Raw genomic sequence first — 26,247 nt, 5'->3', positions numbered from 1 at the left:
GGGCGACCGGCCCGCTACCACAACGCCGCGTGCCGTCAACGCGCTCGCCGCGCTCGTGTCGCCACCCGGCATGGTGACGTGCTGGCGGCCGTGGCCGCTGTCGAGGCGGCGGCCGCCGAGGTGCGGCGGGCGGTACTGACGGACGGGGACACGGAGCTGGCCGCACATCAGCTCACGCGTGCCGCTGCCGAACTCGCTCAACTCGTCCCGGTCGCCCCCACTGCCGTGGCGGCTGAGCCGCCCGCACCGCCCGTCACGGAACCTGTCACGGAAAGCAAGCCGCGACCGAGCCGAGCCAAGCCGCCGACGCGCCCTGCTCCGCTGGACCTGAACACCGTCCGGCTCGAACGCTCGGCAGACCCCACACGAACCGGGTGGCGGGTACTGGCGGGGGCTGAGGATGCTCCGGTCGTGGTGGGGTTTCTGGAGCAGGTGTTGTCGGTGACCGGTCGGCGTAGTAGCCGCTGGGAGGCGCAGACCGCGAGCCTGGCGCGCGTGCACGGCGGGCCGTGGCGCAACCGGATGGACGCACTGGCTCGGCTTGTGGACGACTACCAGCGTGCCGCGTCGCGACCACGGCGGCGCACGATCACGTAGTGACGGGTGCCACGTGCCTGTCCCGTCTCAATTGACCAATGTCAGTAGGCGTGGGCTCTGTTCTGCCTCGATGCAACATGTCCTGAGACCAGTGAACGTCCTGTCTCAGGACATGTCGTCACGGATCAGCGAGCGCGCTCTATGCGGCATGAGCGGATGATCGTCAGCTGGCGAACGGTAGCGTTTGTGCAGAGGCAGGGCGCCGACCGTCGATTCGCTCCAGGAGCGTGGACCATCGCGGTACATCGAGTTCATTCCAACTCCTCGTCGTCCGTGAACTCCGACGGGTCCGGCTCCTCGAAAACTGCAGCAAGCTTGAGCCACAGTTCGCGCGCCTCGCCAGGAATCAGCTCGACGTGGGCTCGCAGCGCTGCGGCGACCTGCAGTTGGTCGGCCATCGGCGACTGGTAGCCCGACGGATACCCTGCCGACCGAACCTTCTCGATCAGCACCGGCAACTCGGTCCGCAGGTTGTTGACTGGCACGGCGGTGAGCACGCCGGCCATCTCTGGCACGTAGCGATCGGTCGAGGTTCGGTAACCCCAGCGACCGAGTAGCAGACCCTCGGTGATGCCGAGTCGGTACGGGATCGGCCACGCCCGGACGTCGCTGGACTCGATCGCCGGGTCGATGCCGACGATACGCGGGTTGCCTGTGTCCTGAGCGGCACGCGCACCGAACGCGAACCCGATTGCACGCTGCGTCTCAGGTGGCTGGTCCGGCAGCATCACTGCTTCGAGGTGCTCCTTCAGCGAACGCTGGTAGACGATCGCGTCGCGCAGCTCGGCGATAAGTCGGTCCGATTCGCCGATGAGAATGTGCCCAAGGCGGCGAAGAGCCCATCGAACCCACAGCGCCGTCGCGTCGGCGATGACAGTGACCGTCTCTTCCTCTATTGCCCGGACGCGTGCACGTCCGTGCCCAGCCCCGTCGTTGTTCCGGACCGAACGGACACTGAGGACCATTTTCTTGGCCGAGCTCGCGATGGCCCGGATGTCAGGAGACATGCTGACGTCTCGGCCAGGCTGGCGTTCGAGTGCAAGATGGGCAGCGTTGACGGCCTCGTCGAAATCGGCTGTGCCGGATAGCGGCACTCCCTTGGCATCGAGGACGACGCGGGCGACGCACTCGATCAAATCCTTGGCGCATCCGATGACCCATCCGGCGTCAGCTGAAGTCTGAGCACCCTCGAGACGCCGAGCGTGAATCTGAATGGCCTCCCATGCATCGTCCTCGAGGTGGTCGGGTCGGCGCAGCTCCATTGGCACCTGACGATTGTCCTGCTGGATCGATGCCATGCGCACATCGGCATGAGCGGATGTCACCGCGCGGTGAGGGCCTTGCCTGACTGTGCCCATAGGCAGGGAGCGAACACACTTGAGCGAGACACCGATAAAGTCGCCTGAGACGGGACAGTGCCGCGCCCGTGTCGAGATGGCGCGGCACACGGCCGTTTCCCGTGGTTGTGACGGGTTACCCGTCACGCGTCACACCCGTCACGGTGGCCCGTTTCCGCTGGTGAGAGCCGTTTTGGTACCCGTCACAGGACGTGTGACGGGTGACGGGTCCGCCGGGGCGGGTTGTGACGGGTCAGCGATCATCGTCGACCACCTCCGCGTCGATCACTGCGGCCTCGCGGGCACGCCGGAGGGCCGCGCGGACGTCGGCGACGGCGTAGCCGCGTACCTGCTTCACCCCGTCTTCTGTGGGCACCCGGTCACGGGTGGGGCTACAGCCGAACTCGGCCATGTCGAGCCCAAACCCTTTGGGCTCGACTCCCAGCGCCTCCACGAGTTCGGCCGTGGGCACGAAGTCCCGCCCGTCATCGTTGCCGAGTTCATCGGCGAGGTAGTCCACGACGGACGCCAAGGGTTCGGGCAACTCGACCTCGTCCACGCGTTCCGCACCGACGGGTGCGGGTGTGCTGCCGATGGCCTTCGCCACGGCCGCGTGGTCGAGAACCGGCTGTGCTTCTTGTCCCGCGGCGTGCCCGGTGAGCGTGCCTTCGACCTCGCGCAACGCCCGCCCTCGTTGGCAAATCTCCCTCCAGTCCTCGTTGGGCATGTAGAACGTACGCACGATCAGCGCGAGGACTTCGGCCCCAGCTTGGGTCTCTCCGTCCGGTCGCAGGATGCCCACACCCTTGTGCGAGGGCAATAGGCGGCTGGAGTCGTAGCCACGTGTGTTCATCTGCTCGCCCAGGATGATGTTGCTGTCCCGGTAGTCCATGACCCGCAACGCGAACCGCGAGCCGAGCACCGCGCGCAGCCTTGTCGGAAGGGTCTTGGCGTCCGGCCGCTGCGTCGCGAGCACCAAGATCAGTCCAGCGGCCGGCGCCTTCTTCGCGAGCCACGTCAGCAACTCGCCGATGTACTCCCCCGCCGTGCGCTTCTTCCCTTGCACCTCAACGGGAGTCCGGTCCTCTAGCGGGATGTGAAGCTCGTCCACAAACAGCGCCGTGATCGGCATGTCCAACGCTGGATCACGCGACATGTCCGGCGTCACCTTCGACTCAGGACACATCAGGTCGTCTAGCTCGCGCATCCTGCGGTAGCGCTGCTGCACGTCGGCGACGAGCTCCACGAGCCAGTTCATGAACGTCAGCACGTGTTCGCTGTCGTCGCCGGACATGAACCGGTGCGCCACCTGCGCGACGGCGTCCCAGTCCTTACCGGCCTTGAAGTCCGCCACGAGCAGCCGGACATGCGGGTCCATGATCAAGCCCGCGGCTGCCAACCGTTGCGCCATCGTCTTGCCCTGCCGGGGCAGAGCACCGATGAGCACGGACGTCCACACCAACGGCAGGTCGATCCGGCGTCCACGTGCGTCGGTGCCGAACGGCACCGGCCGCCACGCGTCCCACCGATGTACCCCAAGCAACGGGGTCCGAACGGGAGGCTTGGCGTACGGGTCCTCATCAGCCACCCACATCGCCACCCGTCCAGCGTGACCGCCATTGCCGCGCACCCGCTCCACACTGAGTTGGATCTCGTCCACCGCGAGCGCGGACGCGAGCGCTTCCCGGTGCTTGACGACGTCGGCCGCCTTGCGGGTGGCGGGCAGGTCGACCGTGACCGCCCATCCTTCACCCCTGCGCGTGGCTCGATCGACCAGGCGCAGCGTCTCGTCCTTCCCGATCAGCTTCGCGTCCCGGAACGCATCCACGAGCACCTGAGGGTCCATCGTCCACGTCAGCGTGCGCGGTCCGGCGAGCACCGCCTTACGCCCAGGGCTGCCGTCCTTCCGGCGACCGAGGATCGCCAGCGCCACCGACGCGACGCCACCTGCGATCCACGGCACCCGGTGCCCGTACACGAGGTCGAGCACCGCGACCACGACCGCCACCGTGACCACCGTTGCCCCGGTGACCTTCCACCGGAACAACGTCAGCTCCCGAATGTCGGTGAACTTGTCCGCAAGCTTCTCCGACTGCTCGGCCGCCTCCCGGTAATCCCGGACGGTCACCCATGAACGCCACCACCGCACCGCGACCACGAGCCCACGCACGACCGCGCCCATGAACCGGAACGGTGAACGCAGCACCGTGACCACAAGGTCCTTCACGGCCTGCACCGCGTGAACCCTGTCCTTCGCCCACGGCGGTACACGCGGTGAACGCAGCCACCAGTTCACAGCCCGCCGACGCCACGGCGTCCGCTCGACCGCTGGGACGTCGTTCACGAACTCGCCTTCGAGCACCGCCCGCACCGGCAGGGAGACGTCCACGTTGGCCAACTCTCGGTCCTGCTCGGTCATCGCGGATCACCTCCGTCCGATGTGGTCGCGGTCCGGAGTTCGGCCGCGAGCGTTGCGGCGAGCCGTGACGACAGGCCACGCGAGCACCTGGTGACCTGACGTACCCACGCGGGACTCACCACGACCTCAGGTGTCCACGCTTCGCGTGCAGTCGCTAGATAGTCCTCGAACGTCACTCGCCGCTTGGGTCGACTCCTGTTGCGCTGCTTACGTTCCACTGCCGGACGCTCTGTAGTGGTCGTCTTCGGCACACTCGCCGACTCGACCGGTGCCGCGCGTCGCTGCGCTTCGGCGAACGCGGCCGTGACCGCCTCCGTCAACTTGTCCCGCAGGTCCGTCACCGCCTCCGCAGCCACGAACACCACAAGAGGCGGAACCGAGTGCAGCACCACACCCGACACGGACCCTTCCGCCCACGAGTGCCAGGTGTTCATCACGTACGTGGCCGCGAGCGTGAACCACTTCGCACGACGCGTCCACGCACCTGTGCGCACCTGATACCGCGCGGTCACCTGCTCCGCGCGCAGGATCGCAAGCAGCACCAGCGACACCGTGGGATCGAGCAGCCACGCTGCGAGCCACGGCAGCGACCATGCCGGCGTGCCCGCTGCCGCGAAGCTCTGGACGTTGGTCATCGTGAAGCCGAGACCGAGCACGATCCCTGCCCAGCACAGCCGGTCGACCTCAGCACGGACACGCTCGACGCGAAGCGCGACCACATCCGGGTGCGTCGCGTAGGCCCTCAGCTCTGCCGCCTCCGCCGCGTCGGCCGCCAACTGCTGCGCTGCCGGGGCGGCGGGCAGCCGCCCGAAGGCGGCTACCCCTTCCCGAACCCGAGTGATCGCGTTCATCGCCGATCACCCTTACTACGCGGACTGTCGTAAGACGTGATCGTGAGCGCACGGGTCAGCGTGTACGCGGCGAACAGCGCTGGCAGACCTAACACCACGAGCAACAACACTGTGTCGCCCCGGTGCGTGATCACCACCCACTGAACTCCGACGATGACGCCGGCCATCACCAGCATCCGCCCGGTCAGCGAGAGCAACCGAGCACCTGTTCGCGCTGCGTTTGCGGCAGCCTTCGCCCTACGGGCACTGGCTCGCCAGATCCACAGCAGCACCACGGCCACGCCCAGAGCGGCGAGCAGTTGCGTCGATGTCACGTTAAACGTCACGGAACTGCCCTCCGTCCTGGTCCTCGTTCATCCGGTCGCGACGGGCACGCCACACGAGGTAGAGCGCGCGTCGGTCCTCTCCAGTCAGTCCGCCGCACACTCCGAACTGGTCCTCACCAGCAAGGCGCAGCTCCCACTCCAGGCAGAGCCGCCGCACCGGACACGGCTCGCACAGACGAGCCGCCAACTCCCGATCCGTGATCTCCTCGCCCTGCCACTCCGGGCCGTCCTCCTCGTTGGCCCACAACCACATGCACGTGCCGTCACGGGTGACGATCTCCATCAGCACGTCGTCCGGGACCTTGGCGTAGCGGTCGAGCTCGGCCGCGATCACCTCGTAGTAGTTCTCCGGGTTCACCACGCACCCCCGGACTTTCGCTCGAACTCACGGGCGGACCGGCGCTCAGCGGTCATCCGGGCAACGTCCACAACGCTTCCGGACTCCGACGCCTGTCGAACGATCTCCTCGACCGCACGAGAAGGGATCACGTAGCGAGTGCGCAGGCGCACCGCCGGGAACGCGTCCTCCCGGATCGCCCGGTAGATCGTCGCCACGTCCACACGCAGGATGCGCGCGGCTTCGGCGACTGTGTAGAAGATCGGCGGGTTGCTCCCCGCCATGCCTGACGTAGTCATCAGCTGAATACCTTTCGAAAGACTGATTTCTTCTCCAAAGGCGCTGACGTTGGCGTTGATTACTGGCGATTCACCGCCGATGTCAGCGCTAACCCCGTTTCAGGGCACATGCGCGCGCTAACGTCGGCGCTGAGGCGGAGCACGGAGGCGTACGTGGCAGAGGATTGGTCGGCAGTCGCGGAGGCAATGAACGCCCGCGCGGCAGAGCTGGCTTTGAAGCAGAAGGAACTGGCGGAGAGATCCGGGGTGTCGCTCGCGATCGTTCGCGAGATGCAACAGGGTAAGATCCAACGGCGGCGCAATCCGCGGACGCTCGAAGCGCTGTCGATTGCGCTCGACTGGCACCCCCAGCACCTCATTTCGGTGCTGCAAGGAAAGACGCCACCCGAGCCGCCGGCCCTCACGGCTGACAATCCGCTTGTTCCGCTGCTCAACACGATCATTCGAGAACTGCGCGGCCTTCGCGCTCAGGTCGGAACGCTCGCTAGCCGCCTCGACGATGGGAGCCGTCGAAAGGACTAGCTTTCGTTCGCTTGTTACTTTCGGTGTCGCTGTCATGTGAACAGCAGACATCCGGAGAGGGGGTCGAAATAATTGTCAGCGGCTATCACGCCGCGTGTTAGGTGGCGTTAGGTCCGCAGGTCACAACCGTGGGGGAACGGGGAGACGTGGCGACAAGGAAGCGCGGTGAGCTGCCTCGATCGAGGCTGCAAGGGATTCGTCAGGAGCTTGGCCACACGCAGGCGCAGGTGGTCAGGTTCTTCCTGACACGCGGTCCTCAGATCGGAGCTCCCCACGCGACAGAGCAATCAATGCTCATCATGATGTCGCGTTGGGAGAACGGCCACGTAGAGGTGACCGACCCCGGATATCAACGGTTATTCCGAGAGTTCTACGGACGAACCAACGAAGAGCTTGGATTTCCGCCCGAGGTCGAGAACCAGAGTGCTGAAGAGCTGCGCGAACGGCTGATCGTCGCGCGCAGCATCGACCGCGGAACGCTCGATATGTTTCAGCGACAGGTCAACGACCTGCGCAGCTCTGATCACAAATTCGGCGCCGTGGTGGTGCTGGACCAGTTGAACAGCCTGGTACGCCAGATTGAGGAGTACCGCACGTTCAGCGTGAGTTCACGTCACCGCGAACGGCTCGCCGCAATCCTCACAGACGCGCGAACGCTCGCCGGTTGGACCGCCCTGGATAGGGGTTCGCAACTTCAGGCGTGGCAGTACCACGAGGACGCGAAAGTCTCGGCGCGAGAAGCTGATTCACCTCAGTTGCTGGTGCACGCTGCCGCACAGCAAGCAGTGATTCTGCTCGACATCGGGCAGCCGGCCGAAGCCGTCGAACTACTGGAGTACGCGCGGTACGTCGCAGAGAACCGCGCGCCGTCGTTGCTGCGATCCTGGCTCGCCGCAGCACATGGCGAAGGGCTCGCCGCCGATGGCCAGCGGGACGCAGCGTTGCGTGCGTTCGATGACGCAAGTTCTTTGCTGCCAACGAATCCGGTCGACCCGGAGATGCCCTTCCTGCTCCTCAACGAAGGACAACTCATACGCTGGCGCGGCAGCTCGCTCTTGAGGTTGGGCGACCAGGACACCATCAACCAACTCGAAGCAGCCGTTCGAGGTCTCGCCACGCCCGGACTCAACGCCGTGCGCGGCCAGACCAACCTGTACGTAGATCTCGCCTTCGCGTACGCCGCTGCTGGCGACAGCCGGGGAGCACTCGACTACGCGCGCAAGGCACGACAGCTTGCGTCCCGCATCAAGTCCGATCGCCAGCAACGACGCCTCGCGAACCTAGAGCTACCTGTCCCCAGAGGACGTTCCGACAGCACGTGAAGCTAGGTAGTACAGCAGCGGCACGATGGCTCCCGAACCCAAGACTTCGCCGCGTCGAACCAGCTCTAGGACGCGGTCAATCGGGATCCACTCAATCCGCGCTGCTTCCTCTTTGTCGGTCGGTTCCCCGACTTTCTCCGCAGCACGCCAGATGTAGGCGTCAACAGGAGCCTCGATGATGCCTGGCAGCGGCTGAAACGTACCGATGTGCTCAGGCTCGCCAAGTGGCCGCCAGCCGGTTTCCTCCTCTGCTTCGCGTGCCGCTGTTGCAGCAGGCTCTTCGCCTGCCTCAACGAGTCCGCCGATAAGTTCATAACCCCACTGATTTACGGCAAACCTGTAGCGCCAAAGGGTCAGTACTTCATCGTCCTCGTTTACCAGTAGCGCCACTGCCACATGGTCAAGCCGAACGACGTGATGTTCAAATCGGCTGCCGTCTGGCGGCTCCACGTCAACCAGGTCCACTTGAACCCATCGGTTGTCGTAAACCGTGCGCCGCCCATGAACTTTCCACTTCAATTCCTCCGGGTACTCCGTCACAGGAACAGGCTAGCGCAAGGTGTCACATCGATGGAACATCCTCAATGCGCGACACACGCCCCAGCCGGTAACACCCGCACTGAATAATGCGATAAGTTAGAGATCGCAACTCTGTCGCCCCGCCAAGACAGGACTCCGCATGCCTGACTACAACTTCACTTCCTTGTCTCCGTCAGACTTTGAGATCTTGATGCGCGACCTACTGGCGGCGAAGTACGGGCTTCACTTCGAAGCGTTCGCACAAGGCGCAGACGGAGGCGTTGACCTGCGTGCATTCGAAAACGACAAGAAGACCGTGGTGCAATGCAAGCACTATAGCGGATCCAAATTTGCAGACCTGAAGCGAGCAGCAACCAAAGAGCGCGAGAAGATGGAGCAGGAGCGCCCCAACAGGTACCTTTTCGCAACGACACAGAATTTAACAAAACAACAAAAGGACAAGCTACACGAGATCCTCGGCGATCTACTCGCCAGCCCTTCAGACATACTTTGCCGCACCGACATAAACGGGCTTCTGTCTATGTATCCAGAAGTAGAGAAGGCCCACTTTAAGCTTTGGCTCGCTTCAACCAGCGTTCTACAAAGGATAGTCAACAGCGGGATCTGGGCTCGCTCCGAGGCACTAATGGAGAGCATACAGTCACGCGTTCGACTCTACGTGTCAAACGCAAGCTACAAACGAGCCGCAGACATGCTCGCGGAAATCCATATGGTCGCCATAACCGGCGCTCCCGGTGTCGGCAAGAGCATGCTCGCAGAAATGCTTTTGCTCACTCATTGGGAAGAGGGCTGGCAGGTTGTCACCCTAGATCCAGATCTAAACAACGGCTGGACTGCATGGAACAGGGATCAACCACAGATATTTATATTTGATGATTTTCTCGGCCAGACAGACCTGAGTGAACGTTCAGCGAGAACTGAAGGGTCCGAGCTAAGCAGATTCATCGAGAGCGTGATGTCAAGCAACAACAAGCGGCTCATCCTTACCACTCGATCACACATTCTCCAACAAGCAGAGATTCGAGATGAACCTCTCGCACACTCAGACATTGGCGCAAACCAGTGCATCGTAGAAGTGAAAGACTTTGACCTTATTCAACGCAGCTATTTGCTTTACAATCATCTCTACTTCTCGCGGATAGATCGAGCAGTCGTACGCGACTTCGCAAAGGACGTCGATCAAATCTGGAACCTCGTAATCCATCCCAATTTCACGCCAAGAATAGTGCAGTTCGTTTGCCGCGGGACCTACACATCCGCCGCAGAGCTTGCGAACAGCCTTCGAGGCGCTTTTGATCGTCCCGTAAGGCTGTGGGGCCCCAGCTTTGAAACGGGACTATCAGAAACTGCTCGTCGCATCCTTCTTTCATTAGCCTTGCTCTCCTACCGTGGCGTCGACGAGCAAACACTAAGAGAGACAGCATCTCGAAAAAGCAGCCCACTAGAATACAAACATGCGCTCAAAGCCCTAGAAGGAAGCTGGATAGAGATCCGTCCATCAGGCGAATCACAGGAGCTTCAAATAGCTTTCGCCAATCCGAGCTGCCGAGACTTCGTCTTGTCTTTTCTGGATTCGACCCCTGAATACATCCCGATACTACTAGCTGGAGGAATATCGATTCACGGCGTTCGTCAGCTTTTGTCTTACGCAGTCGCAGGACTAACCGACACATCAGGCCGAAAGTTTACAGGCCTTTGGAATTTCACTAGACAGAACTCCAGCATGATGCTTTCCAAAGTTCGATCCAGTTGGCGCAAGGAGTTCCCTGTCGACAGCGAATTCAATGACGCTACTGCAATAATTGCCACGATGATCAAAGTGGACCGAGACTGCCAACTCGGTTGGGATCAGTGGATCTCGGGGGCGATATCCGAGACGGCGCGCGCAAGAGCACGCGGGAATAGGTGGCAAGTCCCCGATTTCATTGATGCGCACGAGGTGATTAACTATATCGAGTCAAACGCCTTAAAATCGGGCAGCACACTTAATAACACCGCGATACTTTCAGAGTGGGTCGAAATCTGGATCGAAGCCGGCGCCATGGATGATCAATGGCTGGAGGTGCGCGAGTTTGCCTCCCTGCATACAGACGGCCCGATCGCCGGTGCTTGCGATATAAATGCAGAACTTGCATGGATTGCAGAGCAGTGGCTCGAACAGGATCTCTCCGACCTTGCTTCACGATATAACAACAATGTCAGCTGGATTGATGAGCGCATCTCCGAGATTAAGCTCTTCAGCGAGAAGCTCGGCATTTACCACAAGATCGAAGATGAGATCGACCGTGCGTATGTGGAACTTTCGGAAATCCAGCAGAAACAAGCCAACGCACCAGACTGCTCGCCAAGATCAGCAGAAAGCGCGTTCAGTCGGTCGGATAACGAGATACAGACAGCTCAAGACGCCGAGAGTCGACTGTCTCCCCGGAGAGTCGTCCAGAACCTCTTCACACACCTTCAGTAGACGCCGAGCCTCAGCAACAGCCCGCGCAGCGGCGTCTGAACGAGCGTGGTGCGGGTCGTGGTGCGAACTGTGGCCCAACCGAGACCAGGCGGCACATGGTGCGAGCGTTCGTGACAGTAAAACTGCAGGTAGAGTGGCAATCTCGGCCCGAAAAGCACATTCCTAAACCGTGTGTCGCAGGTTCGAATCCTGCCTGGGGCACCACCTTTCGCCGGGTGAACGACAGAGCCTCTGACCTGCCAAAACAGGTCAGAGGCTCTTCGCTTCAGCGGACACTGAAGACGACCTCCCCTCCCTCATGCGACATGAGTCATGACATGAACGGGCAAATGTTTCCGGTCATGGCACCCGCAAGGCAGGCGACAGCGCGTACGCGGCAGCATCGACACCCTCGCCAGCGGCTCGGTGAGGGGCCGCGTCTACGCCGGTATCGACCCCTTGACCGGCCGCGAGAACGTCATTTCGAAACCATCCCCAAAGGAGCTAAGAGCACAGAAAGCCCAACCTCCAGCACCGAGCGGTAGGCCGAGCACTTGCGCTGCCGAAGGAAAGCGGTACACCTTGGCGTAGGTAACCAGCGGTGTGATTAGCAGGACGCAGTTGAGTCAAGCGCAAGGGACTGGCCGACCGCCGCGAGTAGTTCGAGCGGTAGCTCCTTGTCCTCCTGGCCAATGGTGAGCCCGAGCCAACGGCCGGAATCCCGGTGCGGCCACGCCTGCATGCTTCCAGCCAGTTGGCTCAGGAAGTTGATCGGCTCGGACACCGTCTTCCCCTCGAAGCCAGCCCGCAGATATGGCCACAGGTCGACGACGAGCGGTTCGCCCCAGCGTGCTGTGAGGGCTGCGATCAGGGCGTTGAGGTATACCCGCAGGTCCGCGTCAGCGTCGCGCGCAACCTGGCCGTCATCGTCATCCCAGAACTCCTGGCTGGCCCGCAGGATGCGCACATGATGCCGAGGTCCGCCGCACCCGGTGTCGTCATGGAAATTCGTCTCCGGGAAAGGCTGTGTGAGCAGTTCGTCGATCAAGGAGAGGTACTCCTCAAGAGTCGCACTCGAAAAAGCTCCGGACTCAGCGGTCGTCATGAGCGAAGACTATGGGGACTGAACAGACAAACGCCGCTGGCCCGAGGCACGACACGCCCGAGACAATCCCTTGCGCCAACTTCTCGGTCGGAGCTCGACCTTTGGGTGAAGTCGACGTCAGCGGAGCGGGCGGGCGGCATTGGCGACGGTCGCCTCGGCGAAGGCGCGCACGATTGGGTGGCAGGTGTCGCCGTCACCTGCCAGTTCCGGCTGGAACAGCGTCACGAGGTAGAACGGGTGCGTCGGCAGTTCGGCGATGCGGATCGCGCCCTCGTCGTCGTGGCCGGTGAAGTGGAGACCGTGGGCGGTCAGCGTGTCGGCGTACGACGGGTTCAGGCCGTAGGCGCAGTGGTAACGCTCGATGGAGCGTTCGGCGCCGAGGGCCCGCTCTGCGAGTGAGCCGGGCTTGACGTGCACCGCTCCCTCGTGGCCTACCAGGGAGCAGGTCAGGGGGACGACGATCTGGTGCTCGGCGGAGGGGGCGGTTTCGGCGTGGCTTGCGGAGGAGACGCCGCAGACGTTTTGGGCGTACTCCAGGAGGGCGTGTTGGAAGCCTCCGCAAGTGCCCAGCAGGGGGATGTTGTGTTCGCGGGCCGTTTGGAGGGCGGAGAGGGCGCCCGCTTCGCTGCGGTACGGGCTGCCGGGGAGGACCCAGACGCCGTCGAAGTCTTCGATGCGGGTGGCCGGCACGTCGTCGGTGGCCACCCAGTAGGCGTCCAGGGTCAGTCCGTCGCGGAGGCGTAGGGCTTCCAGCAGGCGTGGGATTCGGGTGTGGGAGCGGACTAGCGGCGAGCGGTCGCCTGTCAGGGCCACGCGGGCGGTGCGGGTCATGGCTCCATCGTGTTGGTGGGCTCCACATCAGACAAACGACTCTTTCTGGTGGGTGCATCAGTGACACTGATGCTGTGGATCCGCATCTGCTTCGGACGTTTGTGACCGTGGCGCGTCTCGGGTCGTTTTCCGTTGCCGCGCATGAGTTGGGGTACACGCAGTCGGCTGTGTCCCAGCAGATCGCAGCGTTGGAGACCGATCTCGGCGTGAGCCTGTTGCGGCGGCGTCCGGTGGGGCCTACCGAGGCTGGGCGGCGGTTGCTCGAGCATGCCGGGCCGATTCTGTTGCGGTTGGACGCAGCGAGGGCTGACGTCCGCAGGATCTCTGGCAAGCAACCCGTTGAGCTGCGAGTGGGCATTTCGCCGATGGCGGATGGCGAAGGCTTGGTGGAGCGGCTTGCCGAGGTGCAGCGGGACATGCCGCACGTGACGGTGACGTTGTCGGCGGGTGGGGCCGATGACGTGGCCGCGGGTGTGGCTCGGGGTGAGTTGGAGATCGGGCTGGTCGACGGTGTGGTCGCGCCCAGTGATCCGTTGCGGCTGGTCGAGATTGGGACGTTCACTACCGTTGTGGTCAGTGAGAGTCCGCTTGTGGTTGTGATGCCTGGTGATCACCCGTTGGCCACTCGGGCTGCGGTGCGGTTGGGTGATCTTGCGGACGCGCGGTGGATCGACGCGCCGGCTGCCTCCGTTCCGCTGACGGGGCTTCGGGTTGTGGCTGACGGCTTTCGGGCTGGGTTGACGTACGACGGGGCGGAGCGGTCGGTGTTGCTGGCCCTGGTGGCGGCCGGTGCTGGACTTGCGGTGTTGCCCGAGCGGGTGAAGCGAAGTCGGCCGGATCTGGTTGCGGTGCCGCTTGCCGCGCCGGCCCTGGTGCATCGCACCGAGTTGGTGCACGGCAGTTTGAGCTCACCGGCCGCCGCCGTCGTCAGCCAGACTATGAGGTAGCAACGCCCAGTACCGGTTGCCCTCCTGGCACCCCGCGGTAGCCGGGTTCCCACGGCCAATGGCCGCGTTTGTCGGCGTGGACGAGTTGCACTGCGGACACCGCGGAGCCGTACAGGGCTGTGGCGATCTTCAAGTGTGCGGACGGCTCCGCCACCGGGACGGCACCAGTGGGCCGTCTCGGAGCCGGAACTTCTGGCCGGCGATGGGGTCGTTGTGGAAGACCTGGTACGCCGCCTCGGCGTTCAGCAGGTCTGCGGCGTCGCGCAGCTGAATGCCTCGGACATACCAGCCGTAGTCGTGGATCTTGCCGCGGACCAGGTCCAGGTACATCCGCCATGCCGCCTTGGTGTCACATTCCCAGCACATGGCTCCAGTGTGGTGGCGAGGTCCGACAAGATCGTTTAGGCGGTGCGGTTGGTCAGGCGCTCGACAGGTTCCACCAGGACTCGTCCGAGTCCTATTTGGGCAACGAGAACGAAAACCGGCACTCCGACCATGCGGTGCTACATGAGCAACAGCGACAAGTCCATCGACACGAAGGTCACCTGGTCACGCGTGCGCCACCGGGGCTACACCGAGGACCGGCAACGCCCCCGCCCGGATGAAGGTCCGTGCGCTCGACGAGGACGCAACCCTGATCGAGGAGATCACCATCCAACGCGGCTGGAAAAACTTCCGCTCGGACGGAAACCTTTCCGCGAGCGGCGGCAACCAGGGGCCGAAGACGATCGAACTCTGGGAGTTACCGCAATGAAGAAGCCCGTGTCCACACCTGGCCAGAGGCGGACACGCACCCATCACGGCGATCCGTCCTGACCACGGCACAGGTAAGTTGCCGCACCTACCGGCCCCGAGAGTGAGGACCATGGTCGTCGACCGCAGATCGGCGGAGTTCCACGACTTCTTCGATCGACACCACGCCGAACTGGCCCGCTTCGCCTGGTTGTTGACCGGTGACACGAACGCCGCCGACGACCTGGCCGCGGACGCGCTGGTCGCCCTGTGGCAGCGCTGGGACCGGCTGCGCGAGGCCGAGCACCCGCTCGCGTACGCCCGCGGCGTGGTCGCGAACATGGCGCGGGAACGCATCCGCGCCACGACGCGGGAACGGCGGCGGATCGCCCTGTTCTGGTCACGTGGTCCGCAGGAGGTGCAGAACCCGGACGTCGCCGCGGTGATGGACGTCCGGGCGGCCCTCGACCGGTTGCCGTTCCGCAAGCGGGCGTGCGTCGTCCTCCGGCACGCCTTCGACCTGTCGGAAAAGGACACCGCGCTCGCGCTGGGGATCTCGGTCGGCGCGGTGAAGAGCCAGACCTCGAAAGGGATGGCCGAGTTGGAACGCGTGCTCGGCGCGCGAGCGGCGGGGAACGTGGCCGCGGGGAGGGTGAGCCGGTGAACGAGCAGATCAGCAGGCAGCTGCGGGAGGCGGCAGAAGCACATCAGCCGGACCGCGCCCGGATGCTCGCCCGCGTCAACCGCGGCATGGCCACCGCGTCGGTTCGGCCCGCGTCCGGCATCGCCAGGTCGTGGTCCAAGGTGACGCTCGCCGGTGTGGCGGCGGCCGGGGTCCTGGTCACCGCGGGAATCGCCTTCGCGGGCATCGTCCACACCAGCCCGCCGCCGGAGACGACCATCCCCGCCGCACCGAGCACGACGACGAGCACGTCACCCAGCCCCACCCGCACCTCGGAGGCTCCTCCGGTCGTGATCGTGGAGACACCCGGCACCACCACGAACCCGCCGTCGACCACGGACGACCGGCTGGCGGACGGACCGTTGTCGTCGAAGGGAACCGTCGATCCTGCCAGCCACACCTACTGGACCCAGGATCGGCTCGTCCTCGACGTCGCTCAGCCGTTGTCGAAGCTCACGGTGGAGGTGCACATCGCTCAGACCGGCGGCGTGCAGAGCTCCGGCCAGTGGCAGACGGCGCCGGGTGACGACTTCACCGTCAGCGTGCGGGAGATCGACGGTGAGGTGGTGTACCGCTGGGACCTCAAGTCGGGGCGCACCGTGCCGGCCGCACAGCAGATCTTCGCGGTGCAGTACAACCACACCCGCGGCGCTCGCGACGGGAAGGCCGACCGCTTCGGCGTGATGGCCACGGCAGCCGGCCGTGATCACGCCGTGTGGGGAGGCTTCACGCGTTAGCGGCGGTAGCGGAGTTCCTTCACGACGGTCGTCCCGAAGTTCTCCTCGCGGGTCACGCCGTCCAGGGTGAAGCCGAGGCGCTCGTAGAACCTGCGAGCACGTGTGTTGTCCTCCAGCACCCAGACGATCGTGTCCGGGGCGTCGCCGAGAGCGGCCTGCGCCAGTGGCGTGGCCAGGCCGCTTCCCCACGCGGACGGCAGGAAGTAGATCGCGTACAACTGGAAGATCCCCTCGACCTCGCGGGACGGACCGGTGCAGGCGAAGCCGACGACCTCGTCGCCGGCCAGCGCCACCCACACCTCGCCGCGCGGGATGGCGCGTTCCCACATCGCCTGGCTCTCCTCGACGGAGAGGTTGTCGAGCACCTCGTCCGGAATCTGGCCTCGGTAGGTGGTCTGCCAGGACTTCACGTGCACCGAGGCGACGGCCGGCGCGTCGGCGAGCTCTGCGAGACGGACTGTCATGCCAACGCTTTGTACTCGCTGCGTGCACGGCCCGACACCGAAATAGTGACACAACCATGACAAACCACCGACGGGATCTGGACAAACAGCCGGGACCGTCGGAGGTATGAACGTCCACTTGAAACGATGGCTCGCGGTCTCGGGGGCCGCCGTGGTCGTCGCGGCGGGCGTCGTGGTCGGGGGTTCCTACTGGCGGCTCGAGGGCAACCTCAAGACCGTCGATCTCACCAAGGAGATCGGAAACGCCAGGCCTCCGTCGACGCCTGGCCGTCCGCTCGACATCCTCCTGATCGGCAAGGACGACGGGCGGTCCGACACCGCCATGGTCGTGCAGCTCAACGCCGCGGGTGATCAGGCGAGGGTCGTCAGCATCCCGCGCGACACGATGGTGCCGCGGCCGAGGTGCGGCACCCACCCACCGGCCGCCATCGCCACGTTCAACAGCGCCTTCGCCACGGGTGGGGCGGCGTGCACGGTGGCGACGGTCGAGCAGATGAGCGGCATCCGGATCGACCACTTCGTGCAGATCGACTTCAACGGTTTCAAAGACGTCATCGACCGGCTCGGCGGCATCGACATCAACGTCCCGGAGCCGATCGACGACGAGAAGAGCGGGCTGCACGTGCCGGCCGGGCCCACCAAGCTCGACGGAACGCAGGCGCTCGCATTCGTCAGAACGCGTTACAGCATCGGTGACGGCAGCGACCTCAACCGAATCAGGAACCAGCATCTTTTCATGCGGGCGTTGAGCGAGAAACTCGCCAACGAGAACTGGCTCGCCAGCCCGCAGAAAACGTTCACGCTCGCCGACATCCTCACGAAATCAATCGTGACGGACGAGGAGATCGGCTCGATCGCCAAACTGGCGGATCTCGCGGGAAAACTCACCGCGTTGAAGCCGGGGAGCATCACCTACGTGACACTGCCGACGGAGACGTACCTGCCGGACCCGAACCGGGTCCAGCCCAAGCAACCAGAGGCGGACGCACTGTGGAAGGCGGCCTGACCTAACAGGCGGCGCCCTGCCATTCGCTCGGGCGAGGCCACGGCTGAGGAGACCCCCAGTGCTCCTCAGCCGTGGAAGTTTTGCCCCAGTCAGCCACTACCACTGTGACGGTCTCCCGGTCTTGTGAAGGACGTGGGGTCGAGGTTGTCAGACCACCTCGTTAGGGTGGGCTGCTGACGGCCTGTCCGGTGCCCGCACCGCAGCTCAGACGGGCGGTCGGAGTTTTCCGGTCCGGACGAGGTGGAGGCCGCTTGGGACCCCGTGGCGTCTTCGCGGAGCGCTTTGCGCTGCTCTACGCGGAGGCAGGCGACCCACCGCTGAAGCGGGTCACCGAGTCGGTCGCCCGTGCCCGCCGAACGGACGAGCAGGGCAGACCGGTTCGCGTACCGGCTCAACGCGTCAGCGACTGGCGGCGCGGGCGCAACGTGCCCGCCAGGTTCAGCGGGCTGAGCGCCGTCCTCGAGATCCTCGTCGGCGAGGCGCGCAAGCGGAAGCCCCAGCCGGCGATCGACGCGCTGTACGACCTCGACGCGTGGCGCACCCTCTGGGAGGAGGCGCTCGCCAGCCCGGTCACCGACACGGACACACCTCCTCAAGAAGACAGCGCCGTATGCCCGTACATGGGTCTGAGCGCATTCGGACCGCAGGACGCGAATTGGTTCTTCGGGCGGGAAAGGGCGACGAACGCACTTCTCGCCAGGCTGACCGAAAACGGCATCACGATGCTCGTCGGAGCGTCCGGCGCCGGAAAGTCCAGTTTGATGAAGGCGGGCGTGCTGCCGCGCCTGAGCAAAGAGTACATCGTCATTTCTCCCGGCACGGATCCGCTGAAGGAGTTCGCGCTCCAGGTGCCGGAGCTGATTCGCACTCTGGAGGCCGCTGCCGATTCCGAGGTGCTGGTCGAGTTCGCACACGAGGTGCAGCTCGCGGTCGGCGACCGGGTGGTGATCGTCGACCAGTTCGAGGAGGCGTTCACGCTCGGCGGCGACGAGAACCGGCTGCGCGTCTTCGTGCAGGCCCTGCACGCGGCGGCGGAGAAGACGGCGGTCGTGCTCGGCGTGCGGGCCGACTTCTACGCCCGCTGCCTCGACTTCCCCGAGCTCGCGGAGGCCCTGCAGAACCGGCAGATGGTGCTCGGCGCGATGTCGGCGACCGAGGTGCGCGACGCGGTGACGAACCCTGCCAAGGCCGCTGGCTTGCAGCTCGAAGCGGGTCTGGTCGACCTCCTGCTGCGCGACCTGGGGGCGCACAACCGCCGCGGCAAGGACGCCTACGACGCGGGCGCGCTCCCCCTGCTCAGCCACGCCCTGCTGGTCACGTGGCAGCGCAGGCAGGCCGGTCGTCTCACGATCGCCGGCTACCGGGCGGCGGGTGGCATCCAGGGCGCCGTCGCCACCACCGCCGAACGCGCCTGGTCCGACCTCGACGAACCGGCGAGGGCGGCCGCGAAGCAGCTGCTCCTGCGCCTGGTCAGGGTCGGCGACGACACGCAGGACACGCGCCGCAGGTCGAGCCGCCACAGCCTGCTGGAGGCGAGCACCAACCTGCCGGCGACCGAACGCGCGCTCGAGGTCCTCACGAGGGCCCGGCTGATCACTCTCGACGCCGGCAGCGTCGAGATCACGCACGAGGCGCTGCTGCACGCATGGCCGCGCCTGCGCAGCTGGATCGACGAGGACCGCGCGGGCAACCTCACCCGGCAGAAGCTGGAGGAGGACGCGACGACGTGGTCGGAGCACGGTCGCGACTCGTCGTTGCTCTACCGCGGCGCACGGCTGGAGGGCGTGCGGCACCAGCGGGAGGTCACCGCTGTCGCCAAGGACTTCGTGCACGCCTCGGAACGGCAGCACCGCAAGAGCCTTTGGCTGCGCAGGAGCGCCATCTCGTTGGTGGTGGTTTTCGCGCTGATCGCGGCCGGCGCGGCGGTGATCGCCGTGCGGCAACGGAACGACGCGCAGTTCTCCCAGGTCACCGCGGAGGCGGCACGCGTGCTCGACGCCGATCCCTCGCTGTCGGCACAGCTGCTACTCGCCGCGCACCGCCTGCGCCCGGACGACCAGGGCGTGAACTCGCGGCTCCTCGCCATGCAGCAGTCCCCGCTCGCCATCCCGCTCAAGGGTCACACCGGCGCCGTCTACCTGACGTCGTTCAACAAGGACGGCACGGTCCTCGCCACCGCGAGCTACGACCGCACCGCCCGGCTCTGGGACGTCCGCGACAAGTCGAAGCCGAAGCCGCTCGCCGTGCTCACCGGGCACGGCGACTGGCTGAGCTCCGCGGTGTTCAGCCCGGACGGCACCGTTCTCGCGACGACCGGCGCGGACAAGACCATCCGGCTGTGGGACGTCCGCGATCCGGCGCAGCCGAGGGAGATCAAGAAGATCGAGACCGGCAACGGCACCAGCTACCTGCTGGAGTTCAGCCCGGACGGCAAGGCGCTCGCGGCGGCGAACGACGACAAGTCGGCCCGGCTGTGGGACGTGAGCGACCCGGCCGACGCCAAGCCGCTCGGCGAGCCGCTGCGCGACCACACGTCGCCGGTCCGCTCGCTCGCGTTCAGCCCGGACGGCAAGCTCCTCGCCACCGCCGGCGACGACCAGACGATCCGGTTGTGGGACGTGGCCACCAGGACGCGGGTCGGCAAGCCGATGACGGGTCACACCGACGGCATCCACACCGTGGCGTTCAGCCCGGACGGCAAGCTGCTGGCGTCCGGCAGCGACGACAAGACGGTCAGGCTGTGGGACCCGGCCACGCAGAACCCGGTCGGCCAGGCGCTCGTCGGGCACACGGCTTCCGTGTGGTCGGTGAAGTTCAGCCCGGACGGCAAGGTGCTGGCGTCCGGAGGCAGCGACAACACCGCGCGTCTGTGGAACCTCAGCAACCCCTCGGCGGCGAGCCAGCTCGGCAGGCCGCTCGCGGCACTGAGCGGCGGTGTGTTCGCCGTCGGCTTCTCCCCGGACGGCCAGTATCTCGCGACCGGCGCGAACGAGAACGTGGTGCGGCTGTGGTCGTTGCCGCACAACGTGTTGCTCGGGCACGCCGCACGGGTGTCCAATCCGGGCTTCCGGCCGGACGGCAAGCTGGTCGCGACCGGGTCGGGCGACAGGTCGGTGCGGCTGTGGGACATCTCTAACGCCAACGGTCCGAAGGAGGTCGGGCCACCACTGCTCGGCCACGAGTGGGGCGTTGGCCAGCCGAAGTTCACGCCGGACGGCAAGGTGATGGTCACCTCGGCCGGCGACAAGACGGTGCGGCTGTGGGACGTGAGCAACCCGGAGCACACGGTTCCGCTGGGCGAGCCGATCAGACTCGACACGCGGTTCTCCTCACCGTTGGCGTTGAACCCGGACGGCACCGTCATGGTCACCGGCAACGACGACAAGTCACTGCAGCTGTGGGACATCCGCGACCCGGCCAGGCCCGTCAAGATCGGCCGGCCGCTGCTCGGCCACGACGGGTGGATGAACGGCGTCGCGTTCAGCCCTGACGGCAAGACCCTCGTCTCGGCCAGCAGCGACCGCACGTTCCGCCTGTGGGACGTCTCGGATCCCGCGAAGGCCCGGCTGCTCGGCAGTCCGATCGACGATCACCACGACCCGGTGATGCAGGGCACGTTCACGCCGGACGGCAGAACGCTCATCACCGCGGGCGGCGACAAGACGATCAGGCTGTGGGACGTCAGCGACCGGGAGCACCCGAAGCGGCTCGGCGTGCTCACCGGCCACACCGGACTGATCAGCTCGATCTCGCTCTCGCCGGACGGCAGGACGCTCGCCAGCGGCAGCGCGGACAAGACGATCAGGCTGTGGGACGTCAGCGATCCCGCCGCCGCGGCCCCGCTCGGTCAGCCGATCGTCGTCGACTACAGCAGCGAGACGCACGTCCAGTTCGGACCGGTCGGGCGCGTCCTGGGCTCCGGTTCGAACGACGGCGCGGGCCGGCTGTGGGACCTCGACGTGTCCGACCAGGCCGACCGCATCTGCGCGACCACGCGAGGCGCGCTCACCCGCGAGCTGTGGGAGGAACGCCTGCCGCAGCTCAAGTTCGAGGACCCGTGCGCATAGCCTCGATCCGGCGGCGGATCATGGCCATCGACTGGGGCAGCAGCCGGTGCCAGTCGCCGGATCGCGACGTCCTGGTGGCGTGCTGGCGAACCAGCCACGTCACCTCCGGCGTGAAGTAGCCGGGCGCCACCTCGCACAGGGCGGCGAGCAGCAGCCCGTCCTCCGACCGCGGGATCGCCGCCCAGCCGCCGAGCGCGCGCACGGTGTCCGCGCGCATCGTCATGCAGCCGTGGTGGAACGGCCAGCGGCCCATGCCGTGGTCGCCGATGTGCGCGAGCACGTAGTCGTTGACCGCGCCCGCTTCCAGGCGACCGGGCGGGATCAACGGGTCGAAGGCCTTCCTCGACCCGTCCGGCAGCAGGTCGTCGGCCTGCGTCGCCACCCAGTGGATGTCGGGGAAGTCCTGGAACGCCCTGATCGCGACGGCCAGCGCATCCGGCAGCAGCAAGTCGTCGGAGTCGAGCACGTGCACGAGCTCACCGGACGCCCTGGTGAGCGCGAGGTTACGGGTGATCGCGATGCCGAGCCGTTCCCCGTTGAGCTCGTGCCGGGCGAACGGGAACGCGGCGAGGTCCAGCTCCGCCGTGACCGCGTCCTCCTGGACGATCCACTCCAGCGCCCAGCCCTCCGGAAGTCGTTGCCGGGCAAGGCTTTCGCCTGCTTCCCGCACGTACTCCGCACGGCCGGGGTGAGCCGGGGTGAGCACCGAGATCACCGGCACCGCGCAGCCTCCTCGATCAGTTCCTCCAGCACCCGCGGTAGCTCGCGGAGGTCGAGATGTCGTTGCACCGCAGCACGATTCGCCGCGAGAACGTCACTCGACGCGGTGAGCAACCCGTCGATGTCGCCGGGGTCGAACACTGTCAGCCCCAGCGCCCGGATCTCGTCCAGCACCGGATACGGCCCCGCCACCACGAACCTCGACGCCGCGGCCGCCTCGCACACCGGCAGCCCCCAACCCTCCCAAGTGGACGGAAGCAGCACGAGATCGGCGGCCGCGTAGAGATCGGCGGGCGAAGCCACCCGGCCGCGGACGACGCCGGGAAGTCCTTCCACCGCAGCACAAGGCGCGTCGTCGGTGAGCCAGTACCGCACGCGATCACGACGCGCGGACAGCGCACGGATGAACTCGACGGCACCCGGAATGTTCTTCGACGTGCCCTCGACGCGCGCCGGATGCACCACCAGGTAGTCGTCCGGGTCGACGCCGAGAAGAGCGCGAGTGCCGGCGCGATCACCACCCGAGAGCCCCGCGACGTCGACCCGGTTGTGCACGACCCGAGTGCGCAACGAGGGCCAGCGCGTGAGGAACTCCCGCTGGGTCAGCGAGTTGATCAGCACGTGCAAGTGCGCCGGGTGGTGCAGCGGCACGACGTCACCGTCGACCGGTCTCAACTGGACACGCTGCCACGCCGGGTCGTGATGCCGCAGGATCACCGGAACCCCGGCCGCGAGAGCGTGCTCCTCCCACGCCACCGAAGCCTCCGGCGCACTCCACAACGAGCCGGCGTTGTCGAGAACCACCAGGTCATGCTCGGTGCAGAGCGATTTGATCAACGCGTGGTCCACAGGCGGCGGCTCACCACCGGGCCGATCGGCCCACATGCCGCGAACGACCACACCGGACCCGGAGGCGAAGAACCCGGCGGCGAGCGTGACCTCCCAGCCGAGGGCCGAGAAGGCATCCGCCCACTTCGCCGCCTCGACACTGACCCCGTCGAACCCGCCCAGCCGGTGGGAGACGACACAAACGCGACTCACTGGCAGCACCCTATCGGTTACTGTCCGCGCCATGCGTCTTCTTGCTCGGGTCGGCAGCTTGCGCGCGGTTGTGGCGGTGACCGTCGGGTTCATCGCCCTCAACATGCTTCTCGTGGTCCTCGGCAACGCCACGGACTACGGCACGAACGAGGCGTTCGTGAAACACGTCCTCGCCATGGACACCACGTTCGGCAAGGAACTGAAGTGGCGGGCCATCACCAGCCCCGCCGTCGTCACGATCGTCTACGTCGCGATCATCCTGTGGGAGGCGATCTCCGCGGTCCTGCTGACCGCCGGCACCATCGCCTACCTCCGCGACAAGGAGGACACCGCCCGCGGGTTCGCCTCAGCGGGCCTGCTGATGATCGTGGCGCTGTTCCTCGGCGGCTTCATCACCATCGGCGGCGAGTGGTTCGCGATGTGGCAGTCGAAGGACTGGAACGGCATCGCCGCGGCCCTGCGCATGGTCACCGTCGCGGGCATCGCCCTGATCCTCGTCCACCTCAGCCCACGCCGGGCCACTCCGTAGTCGGCTCAACGCAGAACACCGGCCCGACCCCGGCGTCGGCGCCGATCTCACTCCACCAATCCCGTTGCTCAGCGTCCTCGATCGCGTCGATCACGACGAGCCCACCGGCCTCGTGCACGAACCCGACGAGGTCGCTGAGCACATGCGACACCAGCTCGTCGGGCTTCTGCGCCCGTCCCTTCACCCGCACGGCCCGCACGCCGAGCTCGCGAACCAGCTCGATCTCCGAAGTGGAGCCCGTGAAGTCCCGCGCCCCGATGTGCAATCCCATGTCGGACAACAGATCCAGGTTGTCCGCCGCCTCGCTGTCCTGCGAGGCCAGCACGTGCACCGGAAACCCGAGCAACAACCGCCCGGCCGGTAACCCGGTGTCCGCCAGCACCCGCCGAACGTCCCGAACCAGGTCCGGACTGTTCGCCATGCTCTCCGTCAAGCACACCGCGAGAATCTCGTCGTGCAGGCACGCGGTCTCAGCCGCGGTGCGCAACATCCACTCGCCCAACGGCAACATCAGCCCGGTGTGCTCGGCCATCGTCACGCACTTCTCGTGCGTGATCAGCCCGGCATCCCGATGCCGCCAGTTCAGCTCTGCCTCGACACAGATCCGCCCAGCCCCGTCCAGCCTCATGACGGGGTTGAACACGACCTCGATCTCACCGCTCTCCCACGCCCCCGGCATCACAGCCGCCAGCGCGAACTCCTCCTGCTCCCTTTTGTCCAGCGTGGCGTCGTGCAGCCCCCACTGCCGCCGCCCACTCCGCTTGGCCCGCCGCAACGTCATGTCCGAGGCCCGCAACACCTCAGCCGGATGCCCACCGCTGACCAACCGCGGCAACACCCCGATCGAAGCCGACACAGCCACCCCGTGCCCGTCGAAATAGACGGGCTCGGCCAGCTCGTGCTCGATCGTCCGAACAGTCGTGTCCACGTCCGGCGTCTCGGGCCCGTTCTCCACGAGAACCGCGAACTCGTCGCCCTCGAGCCGAGCCACCATGGCCTTCTCGCCGGCGAAAACGGCACTCAACCGCTCCGCCACGGACTTGAGGACCTTGTCGCCGATCTCCCGCCCGAGACCATCCGTGATGACCGCGAACGCGTCCAGATCGAGGTGATACAACGTGACCCCGTGCTCGATGTCGCTGTGCAGCAACGACTCCAGCCGCGTGGTCAAGTACTGCCGGTTCGGCAACCCGGTCAACGCATCGTGCAACGACTGGTACTGCAACCGCCCACCGAGCAACGTCAGCTGACTGTCGTCGTCGATCATCACCACGAAGTGCTGGGGATTGTCCTCGGCATCCTTCTGCACTGTCGCCGCCAACAGCACCCGGAAGTGCTCCCCGTCCCGATCGATCAGCCGTGGCCGCTCCTCGACCCGCCGCATCCGCCCGTACTTCAGGCTCTCCAACGCATCGTTGACCAACGGCAGATCGGCCGGCGCGATGAGATCCGTGAGCGTCATCCCGGCAACGTCCTCACGCCTCAGGATGTTGCACAGCGCCTCGTTGGCCCGCTCCAGCTCCCCGTCAAGACTCACCATCGCGATGCCAGTGGACGAGTGAGCAAAGATGTCCTCGAACCGCTCCTCGCTGGCCTGCAGATCAAGCTGCACAGCCCGGTTCGCGTTGAGCAAGGCCTGACTGATGCTCTCCTGCTGCTCCAGCACAAAGGCCTGCATGGCCCCGGTATACGCAGCCGACACGGCCCCCACGACCAACGCCGCGGTCTCGGCGTCAGCCCCCTCCCGAGCCACGAACCGGGCAAGCACCTCGACAGACGCCCGCAGACTCTCGGCCCCAACGCAGTGGATCTCCACCAGCCGCGAACCGACCACAGCCGCACCGGCCGGGTCCTGAACAACGGCGTCAGCCACGACGTTCAGCAGCTCGTGCAACTCGTCCGCCAGCTTCGCGGCCGACAAGGGAATGTAGGCGGTCCGACTGAGCCTCACCGCCCAGCCGCGCGCCACCTCGTCACGTCCCTGGGGACGTGACGATCTCGCGTCGTCCTGGCTCGGCAAATCATCCACCTGACCTGCTCGGCGAGCAACGGTGCGGAAGCCTACCGCCAGCAAACCACACCGTCCCATTGCGCGGGGCGGATCCTCCCAACGGGCGTACAGCGATCTCGCAGAGTCACAACCTTTACTCGCTCAATCGGAGCAATTTTCCCACGAAAAGGCCCAACGCCGTCCCCTCGTTCGGGTCAGAAGCGCCCACCGGACAGGGCGCTGCGGCAAGCGGCCCCCGAAGCCGGAGGCGAGGCCCAAGCGATGGCGAAGCCGAGCAGTCGTTGGCCCTGCCCGGGCGCTCCGGCACCGCTCATGACGGGACCCACCCACCCGGACGCAACCACAACGCGACCGGGGGACGACCTACGAAACCCGCGCGCAC

Annotated in this window: 26 protein-coding genes; 11 read left to right on the top strand and 15 right to left on the bottom strand. The window is 65.8% G+C overall.

Annotation, left to right across the window (positions count from 1 at the left end; translation table 11 throughout):
• Window positions 1-78: 78 nt before the first annotated feature.
• On the top strand, window positions 79-597 hold the full coding sequence (locus tag JOD27_RS10330; protein ID WP_204761878.1) for a hypothetical protein: 519 nt from the start codon (window positions 79-81) through the stop codon (window positions 595-597).
• A gap of 251 nt (window positions 598-848) precedes the next feature.
• Here JOD27_RS10330 and JOD27_RS10325 read toward each other — a convergent pair whose 3' ends face one another.
• The 6 genes from JOD27_RS10325 to JOD27_RS10300 form a co-directional block, all read right to left on the bottom strand.
• Window positions 849-1,895: an abortive infection family protein gene (locus tag JOD27_RS10325; protein WP_204761877.1), complete on the bottom strand. Its 1,047-nt coding sequence runs from the start codon at window positions 1,893-1,895 to the stop codon at window positions 849-851.
• 292 nt (window positions 1,896-2,187) lie between these two features.
• The gene (locus JOD27_RS10320) at window positions 2,188-4,353 is read right to left on the bottom strand and encodes an FtsK/SpoIIIE domain-containing protein (protein ID WP_204761876.1); all 2,166 of its coding nucleotides are present in this window, start codon (window positions 4,351-4,353) and stop codon (window positions 2,188-2,190) included.
• Window positions 4,350-5,204 carry a hypothetical protein gene (locus JOD27_RS10315; RefSeq protein WP_239566679.1) on the bottom strand — a complete coding sequence of 285 codons (855 nt, stop codon included), beginning with the start codon at window positions 5,202-5,204 and terminating at the stop codon, window positions 4,350-4,352. Before JOD27_RS10315 ends, JOD27_RS10320 begins: the two co-directional genes overlap by 4 nt.
• Entirely contained in the window at window positions 5,201-5,485 is a 285-nt protein-coding gene (locus JOD27_RS10310) for a hypothetical protein (protein WP_307830049.1), read from the bottom strand. The genes JOD27_RS10315 and JOD27_RS10310 overlap by 4 nt, the downstream gene beginning before the upstream one ends.
• 34 nt (window positions 5,486-5,519) lie before the next feature.
• A complete protein-coding gene (locus tag JOD27_RS10305; RefSeq protein WP_307830048.1) occupies window positions 5,520-5,888 on the bottom strand; it encodes a WhiB family transcriptional regulator in 369 nt (122 codons plus the stop codon).
• Window positions 5,885-6,166, bottom strand: coding sequence for a helix-turn-helix domain-containing protein (locus JOD27_RS10300; RefSeq protein WP_239566678.1), 282 nt, complete (start codon window positions 6,164-6,166; stop codon window positions 5,885-5,887). The genes JOD27_RS10305 and JOD27_RS10300 overlap by 4 nt, the downstream gene beginning before the upstream one ends.
• Before the next feature lie 153 nt (window positions 6,167-6,319).
• Between JOD27_RS10300 and JOD27_RS10295 the strand changes: the two genes are divergently transcribed.
• Both JOD27_RS10295 and JOD27_RS10290 read left to right on the top strand, forming a co-directional pair.
• Entirely contained in the window at window positions 6,320-6,688 is a 369-nt protein-coding gene (locus JOD27_RS10295; protein ID WP_089910391.1) for a helix-turn-helix domain-containing protein, read from the top strand.
• A gap of 290 nt (window positions 6,689-6,978) precedes the next feature.
• Window positions 6,979-8,010, top strand: coding sequence for an NsdA family TPR-like regulatory protein (locus JOD27_RS10290; RefSeq protein ID WP_239566676.1), 1,032 nt, complete (start codon window positions 6,979-6,981; stop codon window positions 8,008-8,010).
• Here the strand turns inward: JOD27_RS10290 and JOD27_RS10285 are convergent.
• Window positions 7,975-8,550, bottom strand: a complete 576-nt coding sequence (locus JOD27_RS10285) for an NUDIX domain-containing protein (RefSeq protein ID WP_307830047.1) — start codon at window positions 8,548-8,550, stop codon at window positions 7,975-7,977. The genes JOD27_RS10290 and JOD27_RS10285 overlap by 36 nt on opposite strands.
• A gap of 139 nt (window positions 8,551-8,689) precedes the next feature.
• Between JOD27_RS10285 and JOD27_RS10280 the strand changes: the two genes are divergently transcribed.
• Window positions 8,690-11,014: an nSTAND3 domain-containing NTPase gene (locus JOD27_RS10280; RefSeq protein ID WP_204761874.1), complete on the top strand. Its 2,325-nt coding sequence runs from the start codon at window positions 8,690-8,692 to the stop codon at window positions 11,012-11,014.
• Window positions 11,015-11,600: 586 nt separating this feature from the next.
• Here the strand turns inward: JOD27_RS10280 and JOD27_RS10275 are convergent.
• Complete coding sequence (locus JOD27_RS10275; protein ID WP_204761873.1) at window positions 11,601-12,041, bottom strand: hypothetical protein; 441 nt, start codon at window positions 12,039-12,041, stop codon at window positions 11,601-11,603.
• A 174-nt stretch (window positions 12,042-12,215) separates the two neighbouring features.
• Entirely contained in the window at window positions 12,216-12,929 is a 714-nt protein-coding gene (locus JOD27_RS10270) for a CTP synthase C-terminal region-related (seleno)protein (protein ID WP_204761872.1), read from the bottom strand.
• Between the two features lie 74 nt (window positions 12,930-13,003).
• Between JOD27_RS10270 and JOD27_RS10265 the strand changes: the two genes are divergently transcribed.
• Window positions 13,004-13,876 (top strand): LysR family transcriptional regulator, encoded by an 873-nt coding sequence (locus JOD27_RS10265; protein WP_204761871.1) that lies wholly within the window; start codon window positions 13,004-13,006, stop codon window positions 13,874-13,876.
• On the opposite strand, the gene JOD27_RS44715 is transcribed toward JOD27_RS10265, so the two are convergent.
• Window positions 13,866-14,030 carry a DUF4262 domain-containing protein gene (locus JOD27_RS44715; RefSeq protein ID WP_307830046.1) on the bottom strand — a complete coding sequence of 55 codons (165 nt, stop codon included), beginning with the start codon at window positions 14,028-14,030 and terminating at the stop codon, window positions 13,866-13,868. The two genes, JOD27_RS10265 and JOD27_RS44715, sit on opposite strands and share 11 nt — an antisense overlap.
• A complete protein-coding gene (locus tag JOD27_RS44710; protein WP_239566674.1) occupies window positions 14,006-14,242 on the bottom strand; it encodes a hypothetical protein in 237 nt (78 codons plus the stop codon). The genes JOD27_RS44715 and JOD27_RS44710 overlap by 25 nt, the downstream gene beginning before the upstream one ends.
• A 235-nt stretch (window positions 14,243-14,477) precedes the next feature.
• Here JOD27_RS44710 and JOD27_RS10255 point away from each other — a divergent pair, with 235 nt between their 5' ends.
• From JOD27_RS10255 to JOD27_RS10245, 3 genes are all read left to right on the top strand, one after another.
• The gene (locus JOD27_RS10255) at window positions 14,478-14,630 is read left to right on the top strand and encodes a hypothetical protein (protein WP_204761870.1); all 153 of its coding nucleotides are present in this window, start codon (window positions 14,478-14,480) and stop codon (window positions 14,628-14,630) included.
• A gap of 111 nt (window positions 14,631-14,741) precedes the next feature.
• Window positions 14,742-15,272 carry a SigE family RNA polymerase sigma factor gene (locus JOD27_RS10250; protein WP_204761869.1) on the top strand — a complete coding sequence of 177 codons (531 nt, stop codon included), beginning with the start codon at window positions 14,742-14,744 and terminating at the stop codon, window positions 15,270-15,272.
• Window positions 15,269-16,027, top strand: a complete 759-nt coding sequence (locus JOD27_RS10245; protein ID WP_204761868.1) for a hypothetical protein — start codon at window positions 15,269-15,271, stop codon at window positions 16,025-16,027. Before JOD27_RS10250 ends, JOD27_RS10245 begins: the two co-directional genes overlap by 4 nt.
• On the opposite strand, the gene JOD27_RS10240 is transcribed toward JOD27_RS10245, so the two are convergent.
• On the bottom strand, window positions 16,024-16,491 hold the full coding sequence (locus JOD27_RS10240) for a GNAT family N-acetyltransferase (RefSeq protein WP_204761867.1): 468 nt from the start codon (window positions 16,489-16,491) through the stop codon (window positions 16,024-16,026). The two genes, JOD27_RS10245 and JOD27_RS10240, sit on opposite strands and share 4 nt — an antisense overlap.
• A 106-nt stretch (window positions 16,492-16,597) precedes the next feature.
• On the opposite strand from JOD27_RS10240, the gene JOD27_RS10235 reads away from it, so the two are divergent.
• Entirely contained in the window at window positions 16,598-17,497 is a 900-nt protein-coding gene (locus JOD27_RS10235) for an LCP family protein (protein WP_204761866.1), read from the top strand.
• A 251-nt stretch (window positions 17,498-17,748) separates the two neighbouring features.
• Window positions 17,749-21,564 carry an nSTAND1 domain-containing NTPase gene (locus JOD27_RS10230; RefSeq protein WP_204761865.1) on the top strand — a complete coding sequence of 1,272 codons (3,816 nt, stop codon included), beginning with the start codon at window positions 17,749-17,751 and terminating at the stop codon, window positions 21,562-21,564.
• On the opposite strand, the gene JOD27_RS10225 is transcribed toward JOD27_RS10230, so the two are convergent.
• The gene (locus JOD27_RS10225) at window positions 21,539-22,285 is read right to left on the bottom strand and encodes a glycosyltransferase (RefSeq protein WP_204761864.1); all 747 of its coding nucleotides are present in this window, start codon (window positions 22,283-22,285) and stop codon (window positions 21,539-21,541) included. The two genes, JOD27_RS10230 and JOD27_RS10225, sit on opposite strands and share 26 nt — an antisense overlap.
• Window positions 22,276-23,325, bottom strand: coding sequence for a glycosyltransferase family 4 protein (locus tag JOD27_RS10220; protein ID WP_204761863.1), 1,050 nt, complete (start codon window positions 23,323-23,325; stop codon window positions 22,276-22,278). Before JOD27_RS10220 ends, JOD27_RS10225 begins: the two co-directional genes overlap by 10 nt.
• 31 nt (window positions 23,326-23,356) lie before the next feature.
• On the opposite strand from JOD27_RS10220, the gene JOD27_RS10215 reads away from it, so the two are divergent.
• Window positions 23,357-23,854, top strand: a complete 498-nt coding sequence (locus JOD27_RS10215) for a DUF2165 domain-containing protein (protein WP_204761862.1) — start codon at window positions 23,357-23,359, stop codon at window positions 23,852-23,854.
• On the opposite strand, the gene JOD27_RS10210 is transcribed toward JOD27_RS10215, so the two are convergent.
• The gene (locus JOD27_RS10210) at window positions 23,829-25,883 is read right to left on the bottom strand and encodes a diguanylate cyclase domain-containing protein (RefSeq protein ID WP_204761861.1); all 2,055 of its coding nucleotides are present in this window, start codon (window positions 25,881-25,883) and stop codon (window positions 23,829-23,831) included. The genes JOD27_RS10215 and JOD27_RS10210 overlap by 26 nt on opposite strands.
• Between the last annotated feature and the right edge of the window lie 364 nt (window positions 25,884-26,247).

The sequence above is a fragment of the Lentzea nigeriaca genome (genome assembly GCF_016907955.1).
In the GTDB taxonomy this organism is placed as follows: Bacteria; Actinomycetota; Actinomycetes; order Mycobacteriales; family Pseudonocardiaceae; genus Lentzea; species Lentzea nigeriaca.
This window is presented reverse-complemented; position numbering and strand designations above follow the sequence as displayed.